Genomic DNA, 15421 nt, shown 5'->3' on the forward strand with positions numbered 1-15421 from the left:
TGGTTATCATTTGTAATAGTTTCCTCCCCTGATGTTCTTGTGGTCCGGTACTTCGATGTTTTCCTGCGGATCCTCCTCCAGTGCGTCCCATCCCTTTTTCAGGATACGCTCCACCATGTTGTAGCTGTACGCCCCGTAGTCCGATGCACGCCTACAGGCGTTGTCCAGTCGCCGGTCCCCCACTTTCTTGGCCAGATGGAGTATGCCAAGGCACGATTTATAGGACTGTTCGGGATGTTGTTTCTTGTCGAGTATCCCTATGATGTACCCCTTGCAGGAATCCCCGATATGGCCCGCCCAGGCGATGAACTTCTCGCTGCTCCATTCGCTGACGAACCTGTGGTGCGAGGGCATATGCTCCGCCACGGTGGTGTACCCGTACTTCTGTCTTTTCCTTGTATGGGCGGCCAGCCGCTCGTGTTTATGGTATATCTCGACGAAGCTATCGGTATATATGATCTTGACCTGCTTGCCGATGTGCCGGTAGGGTACGCTGTAATAATGCTTGTCCTTGCCAAGGTAGGTGTGACTGTTCTTGTGGACGGTGCCCTTGGCATATGACCTTATCTCGTACCGCTTCAGCGGTAGGGGTCCCAGTTCCTGTCGTTCCACCTCTTCGAACATCGAACGTCGGGAGTATTCCCTTCCCCTGAACGACCTGTCGTTGTGCGTTTTCAGGAGCCCCGATATGGCCTTGTTGATATCTGCCTTGCTGTGGAAGGTGCTGTTGCGCAACGGTGCGAACACCCGGGTATAGATTATCCTGACGGCATTCTCGACGATGGCCTTGTCCCTCGGTCTGTACGCCCTTGTGGGCAGTACGGCCGTTTCATAATGTTCGGCAAAGTCGGCGAAGGTGTCGTTTACCTTGGGTTCGTAGCGGCTGCTCTTGGTAACGGCCGATTTTAGGTTGTCCGTTACAAGGGCACGGGGCACGCCCCCGTAGAACCAGAGGGCGTTCTCGGTACAGCGCATAAAATCTTCAAGTTTTTGGCTGGCACAGGCCTCGACATAGGTATACTGGCTGCTGCCCAGAACACATACGAAGACCTCCAGTTCTTGTAGCTCCCCGGTATGTTTATCCACAACGCTGAGTTTTTTGCCCGTAAAATCGATGAAGAGCTTATCGCCCGCTTTGTGGGTGAAGTGCATCACGGGCGAGACCTCCTTGGCCCATTCCCGGTACCAGTACCTGAACTGTGAGAGCTTGAACCCGTCAGGATGCCTTGCGTAGTATTCCTCCCATAACAGTTGCTTGGTAACGCCCGTCTTGCGTAGTTCTTTGTCAAAATAGGGGAAGTACTTCTCCAAGGTCTTGAGCTGATCGCTCTTGGGCTTTTGGTCCGATCTGAAGAGCCTGTGGATCTCCTCCAGGGTCATTGCCGATACCTCGTAAGGGGTCAGTCGGTAACGCTTGAAGAAGTCGATGTACTTGCTGACCGTGTTCCGGGAGAGGCCCAGTTGCTTGCTGATCTGACGTTTGCTTACGCCCTCGCCGTACAGTTTGAAAATCCTTTTTGCCTTGCGCATATCTATCTGTTTGTTTGCCATTGTCCTTTTTTACAAAAGAACCCATGGGAACTCACAAATAGAATCGATTTTTTAGTGGTTCACTTTCGTCCGCCCGAGGTGGCTCACTTTGCCCCGCCGCGCTATGCTCATTTTAGTCCGCCCAAGGTGGTATACTATGCCCGTTTTTTGCAGTAATGTTTTCATGTTATTCATTTTTTGTGATGTTTAAACTTTGATAAGACCCTCTTATCTGTAACGTCGTTTTGCGTTCCAATAGGAACTGTTTGATTCTTTTTGTGTTTTCATGTTTCTAGATATTATTGATTAATAAATTTGCGTTCTGATTCTTTGATTTTAATATCATTGGCGCTCATATCCCGAACCTTCATCAGGCCTTCCGAGTCAAATTCCCAGTGCTCATTGCCGTGGGTTCTGTACCATTGTCCGGTCTCAGCATGTTGCCATTCGTATTCGAACCGAACCGATATTCTGTTATCTGTAAAAGACCAAAGGTGCTTTCTAAGTTCGTAATGGAGTTCTTTGTTCCATTTATTCGATAGGAAGTCAACTATGGCTTTCCTACCAGTAAAGAATTTATCTCTATTCCTCCATTGAGAGCCAATTGAATAAGCCAAAGCCACTTGTTCAGGATTCTTACTATTCCAGGCATTCTCTGCCAATTGCACTTTTTCCGCGGCGGTTTCCTTTGTAAAAGGAGGGATTATTTTTTTCATTGCCTTTATTTAAATACTTGCCTGTATGACGTATGATTAATACTGTTGGATTTTGATTGATGTATCATACAGACAAGTCTGTTTATATTTTTCAAAATTATTGTCCTAGCAATTATTTCAACCTAATAACAAACTGACAACTCCGTTCTTGTCATTTAAAATATTTAAGCCAGTATCTTCTTGCAGGCTTTTCTCGCCGTTACAATTGGCCACGTATCCTTTTGAATTTGTGAAAGGATTATTGCTCCTTCAACTAAAACCATGACCTGATCCCCTAAATCTTTAGCTTGTTTGGCTGTGAGGTCGCCATCTTCCTTGAGTCGTTCTTTTATCCAACTTCTCAATTCATTTTTATGAAAAACTGCCTGACTCCTGATTTTATCGCAATCGGCAGGAAGGTCGGTGATAATATTTTGCCATCCACAGCCTCGGAAACTTACCTCTGTCAACCAGTCCGATAAGTAATCAAAAACTCCTATGACCTTGGCCTTGGGGCTCTTCGACTTAGAAACGTGTTCCTCCAATTTCCCCATCCACATCGCATGCCGTGCGACTAAATACGCTTCGGCGATATCTTCCTTAGACCTAAAATGCTGATACATGCTTGCTTTGGCAACGCCCGCCTCGTCTATAATCTGGTTAATACCCGTTTGGTTATACCCTTGATTATAGAACAAATCAGAGGCTGTTTCGATAATGCGTTCTTTTACGCCTAACTTTTTCATGGGACAAATATATTTATAAATTTGAACAAACAGACAAGTCTGTATATTTTTAACATAAATTTAACGATTAGTGCTATTTAGTTGTCTCGCTTCTACTCACTAAGTCAGACCAAGTTTTTTACCAAATAGGGTCATAAAAGGGATTATTTGGAAACGCCGGACATAGTATACCACCCTCGCCGAGTTAAAGTGACCCACCTTTATATTACAACTATCTGTAAAAAATCTAAGTGCTTTTTTGTTAATGAGCAACATGGCGAATAAGCAGATAGACATGCGAAAAACCAAACTGATTTACAAACTGTACACCTCTGGTACGAGCAAGCGTGGGATAAGTTAACAATTGGGCATATCCCATGTCACGGTCAGGCAGTACATCGAATTCTTCAAGCGGTACTGTTTCACGGCCTACGAAGTGGAGAAGAGGGCTCTTAGAGGAACTCCACAACCTTTTTAAGGACGGGCAAAAGCGCAAGAGCCAACGTCTGCTGACCTTAAGGCAGTACTTTCCCTATTTTGACAAAGAGCTTCGCAAGACATCAAAGGCCCGCGGTTCCTATCCAAAACAGATAAACAAACTTGAAAAACAGGACTTACCCATCTTGGATGACTTCGGCCTTAAACCATTGGACAACCTCAATAGGCATGCACTTATATAGATCGTCGAGGACTGGCACCGCAAAAAATCCACTATAATGGTATCACAATTGCCCGTATCAAAGTGGCACGACATTATCGGGTAGAAAACACTGGCCAATGCCATCCTCAACCGTTTGGTGCATACAGCTCACAGAATAGATATAAAAGGAGAATCAATGAGAAGAAAATTGAAAAATAAAAACTAATTTTAACCCAAGGATAGATTAAATCTGGGCAGTCCATTTGCCTTTTTCTCTAGTGGTTCCGAGATTGACCTTTTGTGGAACCAAGAAAGTATATTCAAGCCGTCCTTTTAGGCTTACTGCCAATACTTTTTCTATTTTTATAGAAATACCGATTGCACAATCCAAATTATTTGTAACAAGAAAAGTAAAAACTTGTTGCAAAAAATTTGACTTGGCAGAAAAGTAAAAAAAGGCCATTCTGATAACTGATGGGCTTTTTTGTTTTTGAAACTTTAAGCGTAAATTGGAAAAAAATTGGTTATGAAGCATATCTTATCAGTACTTGGAACCATGACTTTTGTTTTGCTTTTTTTGTCATGTTCTTCCGATGATCCGTCAGACGAAAAACAGGGTGTTGATGCCCGTTTTGTAGGTACCTGGGAACTGACCGAGGTAAATGTCAGCGAGCCCATTGACACTAACGATGACGGTACCACCACCTCAAATCTTATGACCGAAGTGGATTGTCTGCGCGATACCTTGGTGCTCACCGAAAATTCAGCCTGGAGCTCAACAGGTGTGTTTCCGCAACTGATAAGCCCTATAACTGGCAATCTGTACAATGTTGATTGTTCGGGGGTCATCGATCGGAGCGGCAATTGGGTATCTTCTGGCAATACGTTGAACTTGATCGGCAGCATTCAGGCCGTACTGGTGTTGAGTGGCGACCGCCTAACCCTGATTATTGGCGATGATCTGCCAGGCCTCCAGAGTCTCGTGTATGCGAAGCAATGAGAGCCTTACTCGGTGTTGCCAACCGCTATATTGTCAACCGATATTGAATCATCACCATTTTCTGCCTTCACTTCTTCTATCAAGATTTCCTTTTCATCATTGGATTGCAACGCTTGCAGACGCTCTTCGAGTTCTTGCCTTGTAATGTATTCTTCTTTAGAGAACGAGTCTTTAAGGATACTGAAAAGGGCAAACAAAAAACTAAAGGCAACGGCGAATATCAACAAGAAAAGTAGTCGCTTTTCTTTCTTGAGGGTAGCTTTTTTTGAATCGTCCAAAATGGCGATTTCTTCCTGGGTAAGCTTCCGATTGTTCGATAAATGCTCGAAAAAAGTGTCCCATTTTTCTTCTTCCCTGATATATAGGTCGGTAAAGCCTCCTTCTTCCAAAAAATCAACTGTTTCAGGTGTTGAGGCCACCATGAAAACCTTGGCTCCGTTCCCACTCATTACCTCCAATAACCTATGATCGTACTCCAAAATCTCGTCAATCAGCTTTTGGGCGTAGGCTAGGCTATAATGTGGACGTAAAAACTCATCGTACAACAACTGCACCTCAAAATAATCGTCGCGGTCAGCTGCATACTCCAAAAAGCGGTCTTTCAGCTCTGATTTAAAAAATTCACTCATTCAGGGGTGGCAATCATTTAAATAACAGGTCTATAAATTTAATGAAATTGCCCTTTCTTTTACAGAGCCGAGCCTAAATAAAGAGTCGAGAAACTAATGTTTATCGCCGACTTGGTACACTTTTATGTAATCTATTAAAAATTCTTGCGGAAAAATGGCATCATCGATTTCTGGGCCACCAAAATTACCGCCAATGGCCAAGTTTACAATCATATAGAAGGGTTGGTCAAATGGCCAGGTTTTCTGGGTCTTCACTTCGGGAGCATAGGTATAGAGTAAATTTCCATCCACCGAAAACTCGATTTTTTCGGGGGTCCAATTTGCCTCGTAGACATGAGAGCCCTCTTCTATGTCGTCAATTCTTGTCTTCTTGGTGTTGATGGTATTACCATGACTTGATTGGGTGTGCAGCGAGTTGAACACCATGTCGGGCTCTCGCCCCACATATTCTACCACATCGATTTCACCGCACAATGGCCAGCCTACTTCATCGATATTGGAGCCCAATAGCCAAAATGCAGGCCATACGCCCGCGCCCACCGGAAGTTTTGCACGCACCTCTACCCTACCGTACTGAAATTTAAATTTATCTTTTGTGGTTATTCGTGTTGATGTATAAAGGGAGTCCTCTTTCTTGGCGGTAATCGTAAGAAACCCATCTTTGATGGTATGGTTGTGGTCTGTGTATATCTGTAACTCGTTATTGCCCCATCCACAGAGGTTTGGGCATCCATTGCCCAGCTCAAAATTCCAGCGGTCTGCCCTGGGTTGTGCATCCTCAAAATCCTCGACCCATACCAATTGTTCTTGTTGGCCTGTACAGCCCAAAAAACATAAAAGGGCTACCCATATGCCGATCGGTTTTCCCAAGTTAGATGATTTCTGCACTAAGGCCTGCCTGCAAAAGCTTTGTGCAGCGTGGTTTCAAATCTTTGTATTCGCCCGTCTTCACGGTACACTTGCCGTTATAATGCACGATCAACGAGCATTGTTCGGCCTGCTGCGGGGTGTGGTCGCACACCTCTACTAGTGTATTGATGACATGGTCAAAGGTATTGACATCATCATTAAAAAGTACAATCTCGTTTTGCTTTACCGTTTCTTCATCCAATAATATATCTTCGGATGTTTTCTCTCTAGTGCCCATCAGATACGTATTGCTTTTCTAAAATACATATTTTACGGCAACCCAATTATTCGTTTGCAACTTTTTTTCAAGTCGAAGGCCCTGTTGCCCACATTTTTGTGCAACTAGGGGTATATCTTCCTCATAAAAACCACTCATTACCAATACTGCACCGCCATTAAGGCAAGCGGCATACACGGGAATATCCCTTAGCAGCACATTTCTGTTGATATTCGCCAAAATAACGTCATAGCTGCGCCCTTCCAGTAATGATGCATCCCCTTGAAATACCTGGATTCGCCCACAGCGGTTACGCTCAACGTTCTCAAGGGTATTCTTATAACTCCAGGCATCAATATCAATGGTATCTATCGAGTTGGCCCCCAGTTTTTCGGCCAATATGGCCAAGACCCCGGTACCGCAGCCCATGTCAAGCACCGATTTGCCTTTAAGGTCAGATTGCAGTAAAAACTCCAACATCATGTGGGTGGTTTCATGGTGGCCTGTGCCAAAACTCATTTTCGGCTCTATGATAAGCTCATAGTGCACATTTTTCGGTTCATGAAAAGGGGCGCGCACATAACACTGATTTCCTATGGCTATTGGGCGAAAGTTCTTTTCCCATTCAGCATTCCAATTTTGGTCGGCAATCTTCTTTTGGGAGTATGAAATCTCAAAACCATCGTTCGAAAAGAGGCCAATGGCCTCAAAGGAATCTTGGTCGAAATCACCGACCTTAATGTAAGCCGTCAACCCCCCTTCTGTTTCCACAAAACTCTCAAAACCAATTTCAGAAAGTTCGGCAATCAAGATTTCGGTTGCCGGTTGTGGCGGACTCACATTAAAAATGAACTCTAAATAGGTATGATTGGCCATCACAATAAAATATCAAAATCGAACAACATCTTACAGATTCCCGCATGGCGGAAACAGTGTTTAATCAACCCCCAATGCATGGTATCGGGGGAATTAATTCTTTTAGGATTAAATGGCTTTTATAATCTCGACAAAATCATCTGCCTTCAAGGATGCCCCTCCGATAAGTCCGCCATCCACATCAGGCTTCGAAAAGATTTCTTTTGCGTTGTTCGGTTTTACGCTGCCACCGTAAAGAATGGTAACATTTTGCGCCACGGAAGCCCCGTATTTTTCATTGATGGTCTTTCTTATGAACGCGTGCATTTCTTGTGCCTGTTCAGGGCTGGCCGTTTCGCCCGTACCGATGGCCCAGACCGGTTCGTAGGCAAGAACGATTCGTTGCCAAGCATCGGCGCCGAGATGAAAAAGGGCGTTCTTCAATTGGGCCTCTACCACCTTGAAATGATTGCCGGCTCGTCGGTCTTGCAATTCTTCTCCGAAACAAAAAATGGCACGCATGTTCTTGGCCATGGCGGTATCTACTTTCTTTGCAAGAAAATCATCGGTTTCCCCAAACAGGGCACGGCGTTCAGAATGCCCTAGAATTACGGTATCAACACCGATGTCTAGCAGCATATCTGCCGAGATTTCACCAGTATAGGCACCGTTCTCTGCATGATGCATGTTCTGGGCCGCCACCTGGATCACAGAAGACTCTAAATGGCGCGTCGCGGCATCGAGGTTCACAAAGGTCGGGGCCACAATGACCTCTGCATCGGTATCGGGACGTTTTGCAGAGAGTTCGGTCAACAAAGCCTCTGTTTCTTTCAAGGTCTTGTTCATTTTCCAGTTGCCAGCTACTATTTTGGTTCTCATGTTTCTATGTTTTAGGTTTAAAGTTTGGAAGTTGATTTTCTCAAATTATCGATTTCTTGAATCGTATAATATTTAAATTCAAAATCTTCACCGAATAACTGTTTTGAGTATTCTTCGACCGTATTTCCAAAAATATTCTTTCTAAGAATGTTTGCTGAATCTAGGTTTTTTATTGGCCATATAAAATTATGGCCATCAGCCAAGGTAGAGCCTTGGGTTCCGTAAATTTGAGGCTTATTCTGAGAAACTAAGTATCTGTCAAGCATCATGGCATACTTGCTAAAACCCAATTCTTTGTTTTCGGCGGCCTCTTTTATCACATTAATATACTGCCCAATTTTGTTGGAATGCTGAAGTACATACCACGCCACTTCCCCGGTTCTGTAGCCTACCAAACTTTTGCCCGGGTACCCATGTTCGGCTATCACAGCCTCTATATACTCAAGATTACTACTATCAATCGCCGCTTGTTTTTTCAAATTTTCAGGGGTAAGGTCGATGCGGTATTTTTGGTCCATGGCCATTATGCTGTCAAGTTCTTTTTTCAATTGAATGTGCAACGAAACGCGGCCTTGGCTCTCTTGTAAAACCAAATCATCCAAATCGTTATAGTGTACTTTTTGTATGATGGTACCTTTGTTCAAGAGCAGCACACCCGGATTGGACCTGACGATGGTCTTCAAAGCTGTCTCATCGGTAAAATAAAAATCAAAGTTTAGGTCATAGCGTTCAATTAACTGATTTTTTAGGTCATCGTTAGAAGCAGATGCACCTATGACCGTATACCCCTTCTGCAAGGCCTCGTCGCTTACCTTTTTGATTTCTTCAAAGGCTTCAAGATTACTTTTGGCCAGATCATAGGCGATAACCATCATCAGATTTTCGGCCGCCAACAAGTCTGCGGCCTGGTCAACACCCTCTTTTTCTAGGGTAAAATCATGTATGGGGGGCTCGTAGCCTTTCTGTATCTCTGTGGTCTCTACCCCGATGAATTCTCCCTCCACCGAAGGGTATTCCCCGTTGGTGACAATCACTTTTTCTTCACCGCCCACATTGAACTTCCATGCGTACTCATAAATGGGTTTGGGGGCATTGTGGGGTATGGTCATTCCCTCTTGAATATTGGCCCCAATCTTGTATGGCCGAAAATCGACCAATGGCAGATGGTTCAGCACATAATAGCAAAATAGGGTACAGCCCAACAATGAAAAAGCAATCAATAACGTATTGATGCGGTTGGGCAGAAATGGTTTTATGTGTTTTACCCCAATCACCAAAATGGTTATGAGCACCAACAAGAGCACGTCTTTTATAAACGACTCCCAAGGGGTCAGCTTTATGGCATCGCCAAAACATCCGCAATCGGTCACCTTGTTATAGTAGGCCGAATAAAAGGTCAAGAAGGTAAAGAACACTATCATGGCCAGTAGGCTCCAAACCGTCAACTTGGGCTTAAAGCCCACCAAGAGCATAACCCCCAGCAACACCTCAACGATTACCACAAATATGGATATCGCCAAAGCATAGGGCATCAGAAACGGGAGGTCTAAAACACCTTGGCTAAAGTATTCTTCAAGCTTGAACGAAAACCCCAATGGGTCGTTAAGCTTGATAAGACCGCTGATGATGAAAAGTACCCCTACAAATATTCTCGAGAACCCAACCAAAAATTTCATGATTCAACCTCCATTAAGTGAATTAATGCAAAAACCGCATAATTGACGATGTCTTGGTAATTGGCATCTATGCCCTCGCTCACCAAAGGCGCTGCTTTATTGTCTTCCATTTGTTTGATGCGCAACAATTTTTGAAGGATCAAATCGGTCAATGAACTAATGCGCATTTCACGCCATGCCTCGCCATAGTCGTGGTTTTTGGCCTCCATTAGATTTTTGGTGGTCTCTACCATTTTATTATACAGTTCCAAGGCCTCTTCAGCGGTCAGGTCGGGTTGATCTACTACTCCCTTTTCAAGCTGAATGAGCGCCATTAGCGCATAATTGACAATGCCCATAAATTCAGAGCGCTCATCTTCATCGACTTTTCTGACCTCGTTTTCCTGTAGGCTTCTGATGCGCTGGGCCTTGATGAATATTTGATCGGTCAAAGAGGGCAACCGTAATATGCGCCATGCTGCCCCATAATCGGATCCCTTTTTTTCAAACAATGAACGGCACTGCCGTATTACTTGGTCATATTGTTCAGTGGTCACTGACATCATATCGCTTTAATTTGCGTAATTTTCGTTCCGTCTGGGCTCTTAAAAGCCTTCGCCAAAGATAATCAAACCCATAAAAGAAGTAAGCCGAATGACCATAAACTGCAAAGGCCAACTGATCGATCTTGCCCGCCCCAGGGTAATGGGAATTCTAAATGTAACCCCCGACTCTTTTTATGATGGAGGAAAATACAAATCAGATAGCGCGGTTTTGGCACAAGTCGAAAAAATGCTGTCTGAAGGAGCCACTTTCATCGATGTTGGGGCCTATAGCTCACGCCCTGGGGCTTCACATATTTCTGAGGAGGAAGAATTAAAAAGGATTGTCAAGATGGTTGAAAGGATACTTGAAAAATTTCCGGAAGCCTTGTTGTCAATCGACACCTTTCGCAGTAAGGTGGCCACTGCATGCCTGCAGGCCGGCGCTGCCATTATCAACGATATTTCAGCTGGAAATCTTGATGGCAATATGCTCGATACGATAGCGAAATTCCAAGTTCCATACATCATGATGCATATGAGGGGCACTCCGCAGACCATGCTGGAAGAAACACACTACGACAATGTCACCAAAGAAGTATGTCTGTATTTTTCCAAAAAAATAGCCCTGGTCCGTGCAAAGAAACTGAACGATATCATTATTGACCCGGGGTTCGGTTTTTCAAAAACGCTGCCACAAAACTATTCGTTGCTCTCACACCTAGAGCTTCTACATAGTTTAAGAGCGCCCCTTTTGGTCGGTATCAGTAGAAAATCGATGGTCTACAAACTCTTGGGCACCGACCCTGAAAATGCCCTGAACGGCACCACCGCCCTGCACACGGTCGCCCTTTTGAAAGGAGCACAAATATTGAGGGCACATGATGTAAAAGAGGCAATGGAGTGCATCAAAATCATCGCAGAAATCAAGAATCAGAACGGTATATAGCCATAAAACCTTTTTTGTTAATTTTACAAAAACACCTGCGGTTGGACTTTCTAAATTTCCTCGAATTTAAAATTACCGATGTCATAGACATCTTTCTTGTCGCCGCTCTACTCTACTATGTCTACAAACTGGTAAAAGGCACCGTGGCCATCAATATTTTTATAGGCATCGTTATTGTCTGGGCACTATGGAAATTGACCGAACTACTACAGATGAAAATGATCAGCAGTATGGTCGGCGGCTTTATGAGCATTGGGTTGATTGCACTGGTCATCGTTTTTCAACAAGAGATAAGAAAGTTCCTTTTAATGATAGGGTCGACCAATTTTGCCACCAAACGTGGTTTTATCCGACACTTCAAGTTTCTTAGGCAAGAAGCATTACCTTCTGAAACCGATGTGGAGGCCATAATTGCTGCCTGTAAAAACATGGGCATGAGCAAGACTGGGGCGCTGATCGTTATCGAACGTACCAATAGCCTTGACTTTGTGAAAGCGACCGGTGATAAGATGAGCATTGAGGTCAACCAACCCATTCTAGAGAGCATTTTCTTTAAGAACAGTCCGTTGCACGATGGGGCCGCTATTATTCAAGACAACTATATTACGGCCACCCGCGTCATTTTGCCCGTATCAAACGAAAGGAACATACCTCTGCGCTTCGGATTGCGGCATAGGGCCGCCGTGGGCATAACCGAAAAAACAGATGCCATCTGTTTGGTGGTCAGCGAGGAAACAGGCTTGATATCGTATATCAAAAACGGGGAATTTGTGCTCTACAAAAGCCTAGAGGAACTCACCGAAAAAATCAAAAAAGACCTGGCTTGATGACATGTAAAAATTGTGAGAATAGCCTGAGGACCGATTACAGGTATTGTCCCTATTGTGGGGCAAAGGTCATCCGCAAAAGAATCACTTTCAGAAATTTGTGGCACGATATCTTTGAAAGGTATTTCAATGTTGACAATACCTTTTTAAAGACATTTATAGCGATGTTTACACGACCCGAAGAAGTGATATCGCTATATATTTCAGGAGTAAGAAGAAAGTACTTGAACCCAATTAGCTATTTGGCAATTGCGCTAACCTTATCAGGTATTTCATTGTTTGTTCTCAGAAAGATTGTTTGGAGCAAGATGGACTTTGACCTCTTCGGAACACCCAGTTTTAATTCCGATGCGTCCCAAAAAATCATGGAAGCGACCATGGATTTTAGTTCGTTCGTTTTTATGGCTTATATACCAGTAGTGGCCTTCGGTGGTTTTGTATTGTTCAACAGAAGAAATTATTTTCTTTCTGAACATCTGGTTGCCGGTATTTATACACTGGCCCATTTCAGTATAGCATCTTTTTTTGTTGCGCTTTCATGGATGGTTTTTAGTCCCGAAACTTATTTCAAGGTATCTTTCTTCACCATAGGCTTTATGATATTGTATTCATTGTATGTTTACCAACGCCTTTCGCCTTTTAATTGGTGGGAGTTCCTTTGGAGAGGTTTCTTTTTCATGCTCCTTTTTTTGATTGGACTTTTAGGTATTTCAATTATTACCAACATCATTCTTATTTTAACAGGAACACTTGAATTTAGTGATTTGACGCCGCAAGGTTAAGCCACCTCTTCGACCATAAACTGGGCTTCGTAGAGATTTCGGTAATACCCTCCTTTTTTCAGCAATTCTTTATGCGTGCCCATTTCAACAATTTTACCGGCATCCATTACCAATATTTTATCGGCTTTTTTGATGGTCGCCAACCTGTGGGCAATAATAATGCTCGTGCGGCCCTCCGTAACCTTGTCGGTGGCCTGCTGTATCAATTGTTCAGAATAGGTGTCGACCGAAGAGGTCGCCTCATCGAGCACCAAAATACTGGGGTTGCTCACATAGGCACGCAAAAATGCAATCAGTTGGCGCTGGCCGCTCGACAACATGGTTCCACGTTCTTTTACGTTGTAGTTATACCCCCCGGGAAGGCTAGAGATAAACTCGTGCACCCCGATCTGCTTTGCCGCTTCCTCAATCTGCGCAATGGTAATCGAGTCGTCACGCAAAGAAATATTGTTGGCAATGGTATCGGCAAACAAGAAGACATCTTGCAGCACCACGGCAATATGAGATCGCAAGGCTTTCAACGAATATTCACGTATATCTACCCCATCGACCAAAATGGCCCCTGAATTGATTTCATAAAAACGGTTCAGCAAATTGATGATGGTCGATTTACCGGCCCCTGTCGCTCCCACGATGGCAACCGTTTCTCCTGCTTTGGCCTCAAATGATATACCGTGAAGCACCTCTTCGCCTTCAACATAACCAAAGTGCACGTTCGAGAATGTAATGTCGCCTTTCACCTCTTCACTATCATAGGTGCCCTGATCATCAATATGGCTTTCGGTATCCAAAATCTTAAACACCCTATTGGCTGCCACCATGCCCATTTGTAGGGTATTGAACTTATCGGCAATCTGACGAAGCGGCCTAAAGAGCATGCTTGACAAAAGGATGAACGAGAATATGGTGCCATATTCATCTGCCGACACATTGGCCACATTCTGCAATCCTCCGAACCAAACAATGAGTCCGACCGTAATGGAAGAGACAATTTCGGCCACTGGAAAGAAAATGGAATTGTACCAGACCGTTTTCAGCCAAGCATTTTGGTGCTTCTCGTTGATGACCCTGAACTTTTCTTTCTCTATCTCTTCACGGTTAAAGAGTTGTACGATCTTCATGCCCGCCAATCGCTCTTGCACAAAAGAGTTCAGGTTTGATACTTGGGCCCTTACCTCGATAAAGGCCTCCTTCATGGCCTTTTGAAAAAGTCTTGTGGCATACAATATCACCGGTAATACCCCGAAAACGATCAAGGCCAATTTCCAGTTCATGATCAGCATGATGACCGCTACGACCAGCATCTTCAACAAATCTGCGACGATCACAAAGAAGCCTTGGCTAAAAATCTCTCCGATACGCTGCATGTCGGCAACCGCCCGTGTGACCAAAACCCCGATGGACGATTTATCGAAATAACTCATCTTGAATTTGGTCATGTGGCCAAAGAGCTTGATCCGTATGTCTCTTATAACCGATTCGCCCAACCAGTTCGCATAGTAGTTGAACAACAGTTGGCAGACCACCTCGCCGATCAAAACGCCCAACATGGCCATAATGAGCAGCTGTAACCGTTCTAAATCTTTGTTGGTAATGGCCGTATCGACAATATTACCGACAATAAGGGGCGTCAGCACGGCAAACGCAGACAAAAGTATGGCCGCCACGGCTACCCCCACAAAGGTCAGTTGGTAGGGTTTGGTATATTGAAAAACCCTTTTGAAAAGTCGAAAATCAAAGGCTCTGCCCAATTCAGCTTCCTTGCTCATACATAAATGGTTTCTGGGTATGTAACCTTGGTCAAATATAACCCTTTTGCGGGCACCGAAACCCCGGCCTTGCCGCGGTCTTTGCTTTCAATTATGCTTCTGACATCTTCAGGCTCGGTTTTGCCTAAGCCTACGTCCAACAATGTACCTACAACGGCCCGAACCATATTCCTCAAAAAACGATCGGCCGTAATAGAAAACACCAATTTATCTTTTTTTCTTTCCCAATGGGCCTTTTTAATATCACAAACAAACGTCTTTACATCGGTATTCGACTTTGAAAAACACTCAAAATCGGTATACTCCATTACAATGGAAGCAGCTTTGTTCATGTTCTCCAAGTTCAGGGGCGACCACACCAAATGGGCCGTATCTCTATAAAAGGGATTCTTTTCTTGTACCACCCAATATTCATAGGTCCTTTCAAGGGCATCAAACCGTGCATGGGCATCGTCTATGACGCGAAACAAACCATCAACGGCTATGTCATCGGGCAGAAAACTGTTCATTCGATGTGCAAGTTCAGAGGTCTCAACTATTTCATCCAAATCAAAATGTGCGTACATTTCTTTGGCATGAACACCCGCATCCGTACGCCCGGCCCCTGTAATCGACATCTTTTGCCTCAAAAGGGTAGAAAGTGTCCCTTCGAGCACCTGCTGTACCGTTACGGCATTGGGTTGGTTTTGCCAGCCATGATAAGCCTTTCCGAAGTAAGAGAAGCGAATAAAATATCTCAATCGAAACAGTTAAATTTAGCGGCATAAAGATACTTTATTCGCAGGCAAGAGGCCCAAAGCACCTTGTTTTTAGCATAT

The 15421-nt window shown here is 44.1% G+C and carries 18 protein-coding genes and 1 pseudogene; 6 read left to right on the forward strand and 13 right to left on the reverse strand.

The window, feature by feature from the left end:
* Positions 1-6 precede the first annotated feature (6 nt).
* From istA to VC82_RS03130, 3 genes are all read right to left on the reverse strand, one after another.
* A complete protein-coding gene (gene istA / locus VC82_RS03120; RefSeq protein WP_045801074.1) occupies positions 7-1551 on the reverse strand; it encodes an IS21 family transposase in 1545 nt (514 codons plus the stop codon).
* A 278-nt stretch (positions 1552-1829) separates the two neighbouring features.
* The gene (locus VC82_RS03125; RefSeq protein ID WP_045801075.1) at positions 1830-2246 is read right to left on the reverse strand and encodes a nuclear transport factor 2 family protein; all 417 of its coding nucleotides are present in this window, start codon (positions 2244-2246) and stop codon (positions 1830-1832) included.
* Positions 2247-2410: 164 nt separating this feature from the next.
* Positions 2411-2971 carry a TetR/AcrR family transcriptional regulator gene (locus VC82_RS03130; RefSeq protein ID WP_045801076.1) on the reverse strand — a complete coding sequence of 187 codons (561 nt, stop codon included), beginning with the start codon at positions 2969-2971 and terminating at the stop codon, positions 2411-2413.
* A gap of 356 nt (positions 2972-3327) precedes the next feature.
* Between VC82_RS03130 and VC82_RS15195 the strand changes: the two genes are divergently transcribed.
* Both VC82_RS15195 and VC82_RS15945 read left to right on the forward strand, forming a co-directional pair.
* Positions 3328-3630 carry a hypothetical protein gene (locus VC82_RS15195; RefSeq protein WP_052698882.1) on the forward strand — a complete coding sequence of 101 codons (303 nt, stop codon included), beginning with the start codon at positions 3328-3330 and terminating at the stop codon, positions 3628-3630.
* Between the two features lie 27 nt (positions 3631-3657).
* A pseudogene (locus tag VC82_RS15945) lies at positions 3658-3816 on the forward strand (ATP-binding protein); the annotation flags it as partial.
* Between the two features lie 18 nt (positions 3817-3834).
* Here the strand turns inward: VC82_RS15945 and VC82_RS03140 are convergent.
* Positions 3835-4125, reverse strand: a complete 291-nt coding sequence (locus VC82_RS03140) for a hypothetical protein (RefSeq protein WP_157517963.1) — start codon at positions 4123-4125, stop codon at positions 3835-3837.
* On the opposite strand from VC82_RS03140, the gene VC82_RS03145 reads away from it, so the two are divergent.
* Positions 4117-4590 (forward strand): hypothetical protein, encoded by a 474-nt coding sequence (locus VC82_RS03145; protein ID WP_045801078.1) that lies wholly within the window; start codon positions 4117-4119, stop codon positions 4588-4590. The genes VC82_RS03140 and VC82_RS03145 overlap by 9 nt on opposite strands.
* Before the next feature lie 5 nt (positions 4591-4595).
* On the opposite strand, the gene VC82_RS03150 is transcribed toward VC82_RS03145, so the two are convergent.
* From VC82_RS03150 to VC82_RS03180, 7 genes are all read right to left on the reverse strand, one after another.
* Positions 4596-5219, reverse strand: coding sequence for a hypothetical protein (locus VC82_RS03150; protein WP_045801079.1), 624 nt, complete (start codon positions 5217-5219; stop codon positions 4596-4598).
* A gap of 93 nt (positions 5220-5312) precedes the next feature.
* Complete coding sequence (locus VC82_RS03155; RefSeq protein WP_245615968.1) at positions 5313-6089, reverse strand: glycoside hydrolase family 16 protein; 777 nt, start codon at positions 6087-6089, stop codon at positions 5313-5315.
* A 1-nt stretch (position 6090) separates the two neighbouring features.
* Positions 6091-6366, reverse strand: coding sequence for an ATP-dependent Clp protease adaptor ClpS (locus VC82_RS03160; protein ID WP_045801080.1), 276 nt, complete (start codon positions 6364-6366; stop codon positions 6091-6093).
* A gap of 18 nt (positions 6367-6384) precedes the next feature.
* On the reverse strand, positions 6385-7221 hold the full coding sequence (prmA, locus tag VC82_RS03165; protein WP_045801081.1) for a 50S ribosomal protein L11 methyltransferase: 837 nt from the start codon (positions 7219-7221) through the stop codon (positions 6385-6387).
* A gap of 108 nt (positions 7222-7329) precedes the next feature.
* Positions 7330-8079, reverse strand: coding sequence for a triose-phosphate isomerase (gene tpiA, locus VC82_RS03170; protein ID WP_045801082.1), 750 nt, complete (start codon positions 8077-8079; stop codon positions 7330-7332).
* A 17-nt stretch (positions 8080-8096) separates the two neighbouring features.
* Positions 8097-9755, reverse strand: coding sequence for a BT_3928 family protein (locus VC82_RS03175; protein WP_045801083.1), 1659 nt, complete (start codon positions 9753-9755; stop codon positions 8097-8099).
* Positions 9752-10297, reverse strand: a complete 546-nt coding sequence (locus VC82_RS03180; RefSeq protein WP_045801084.1) for a DUF1599 domain-containing protein — start codon at positions 10295-10297, stop codon at positions 9752-9754. Before VC82_RS03180 ends, VC82_RS03175 begins: the two co-directional genes overlap by 4 nt.
* Before the next feature lie 91 nt (positions 10298-10388).
* Here VC82_RS03180 and folP point away from each other — a divergent pair, with 91 nt between their 5' ends.
* From folP to VC82_RS03195, 3 genes are read left to right on the forward strand one after another with little or no spacing between them, the layout of a single operon-like run.
* A complete protein-coding gene (gene folP / locus VC82_RS03185; protein WP_045801085.1) occupies positions 10389-11225 on the forward strand; it encodes a dihydropteroate synthase in 837 nt (278 codons plus the stop codon).
* Positions 11226-11266: 41 nt separating this feature from the next.
* A complete protein-coding gene (gene cdaA / locus VC82_RS03190; protein ID WP_045801086.1) occupies positions 11267-12052 on the forward strand; it encodes a diadenylate cyclase CdaA in 786 nt (261 codons plus the stop codon).
* On the forward strand, positions 12052-12834 hold the full coding sequence (locus VC82_RS03195; RefSeq protein WP_045801087.1) for a DUF3667 domain-containing protein: 783 nt from the start codon (positions 12052-12054) through the stop codon (positions 12832-12834). The genes cdaA and VC82_RS03195 overlap by 1 nt, the downstream gene beginning before the upstream one ends.
* Here the strand turns inward: VC82_RS03195 and VC82_RS03200 are convergent.
* Both VC82_RS03200 and truA read right to left on the reverse strand, forming a co-directional pair.
* Positions 12831-14603, reverse strand: coding sequence for an ABC transporter ATP-binding protein (locus VC82_RS03200; RefSeq protein ID WP_045801088.1), 1773 nt, complete (start codon positions 14601-14603; stop codon positions 12831-12833). The two genes, VC82_RS03195 and VC82_RS03200, sit on opposite strands and share 4 nt — an antisense overlap.
* Complete coding sequence (gene truA / locus VC82_RS03205; RefSeq protein ID WP_045801089.1) at positions 14600-15343, reverse strand: tRNA pseudouridine(38-40) synthase TruA; 744 nt, start codon at positions 15341-15343, stop codon at positions 14600-14602. The genes VC82_RS03200 and truA overlap by 4 nt, the downstream gene beginning before the upstream one ends.
* Between the last annotated feature and the right edge of the window lie 78 nt (positions 15344-15421).

It is taken from the genome of Flagellimonas lutaonensis (assembly GCF_000963865.1).
Lineage (GTDB): Bacteria > Bacteroidota > Bacteroidia > Flavobacteriales > Flavobacteriaceae > Flagellimonas_A > Flagellimonas_A lutaonensis.

What these genes read in the sequence shown, in the direction of transcription:
- istA (WP_045801074.1), bottom strand. Translation starts at nt 1,551, where the DNA reads ATGGCAAACAAACAGATAGATATGCGCAAGGCAAAAAGGATTTTCAAA.
- VC82_RS03125 (WP_045801075.1), bottom strand. Translation starts at nt 2,246, where the DNA reads ATGAAAAAAATAATCCCTCCTTTTACAAAGGAAACCGCCGCGGAAAAA.
- VC82_RS03130 (WP_045801076.1), bottom strand. Translation starts at nt 2,971, where the DNA reads ATGAAAAAGTTAGGCGTAAAAGAACGCATTATCGAAACAGCCTCTGAT.
- VC82_RS15195 (WP_052698882.1), top strand. Translation starts at nt 3,328, where the DNA reads ATGTCACGGTCAGGCAGTACATCGAATTCTTCAAGCGGTACTGTTTCA.
- VC82_RS03145 (WP_045801078.1), top strand. Translation starts at nt 4,117, where the DNA reads ATGAAGCATATCTTATCAGTACTTGGAACCATGACTTTTGTTTTGCTT.
- VC82_RS03140 (WP_157517963.1), bottom strand. Translation starts at nt 4,125, where the DNA reads ATGCTTCATAACCAATTTTTTTCCAATTTACGCTTAAAGTTTCAAAAA.
- VC82_RS03150 (WP_045801079.1), bottom strand. Translation starts at nt 5,219, where the DNA reads ATGAGTGAATTTTTTAAATCAGAGCTGAAAGACCGCTTTTTGGAGTAT.
- VC82_RS03160 (WP_045801080.1), bottom strand. Translation starts at nt 6,366, where the DNA reads ATGGGCACTAGAGAGAAAACATCCGAAGATATATTATTGGATGAAGAA.
- prmA (WP_045801081.1), bottom strand. Translation starts at nt 7,221, where the DNA reads ATGGCCAATCATACCTATTTAGAGTTCATTTTTAATGTGAGTCCGCCA.
- tpiA (WP_045801082.1), bottom strand. Translation starts at nt 8,079, where the DNA reads ATGAGAACCAAAATAGTAGCTGGCAACTGGAAAATGAACAAGACCTTG.
- VC82_RS03175 (WP_045801083.1), bottom strand. Translation starts at nt 9,755, where the DNA reads ATGAAATTTTTGGTTGGGTTCTCGAGAATATTTGTAGGGGTACTTTTC.
- VC82_RS03180 (WP_045801084.1), bottom strand. Translation starts at nt 10,297, where the DNA reads ATGTCAGTGACCACTGAACAATATGACCAAGTAATACGGCAGTGCCGT.
- folP (WP_045801085.1), top strand. Translation starts at nt 10,389, where the DNA reads ATGACCATAAACTGCAAAGGCCAACTGATCGATCTTGCCCGCCCCAGG.
- VC82_RS03195 (WP_045801087.1), top strand. Translation starts at nt 12,052, where the DNA reads ATGACATGTAAAAATTGTGAGAATAGCCTGAGGACCGATTACAGGTAT.
- VC82_RS03200 (WP_045801088.1), bottom strand. Translation starts at nt 14,603, where the DNA reads ATGAGCAAGGAAGCTGAATTGGGCAGAGCCTTTGATTTTCGACTTTTC.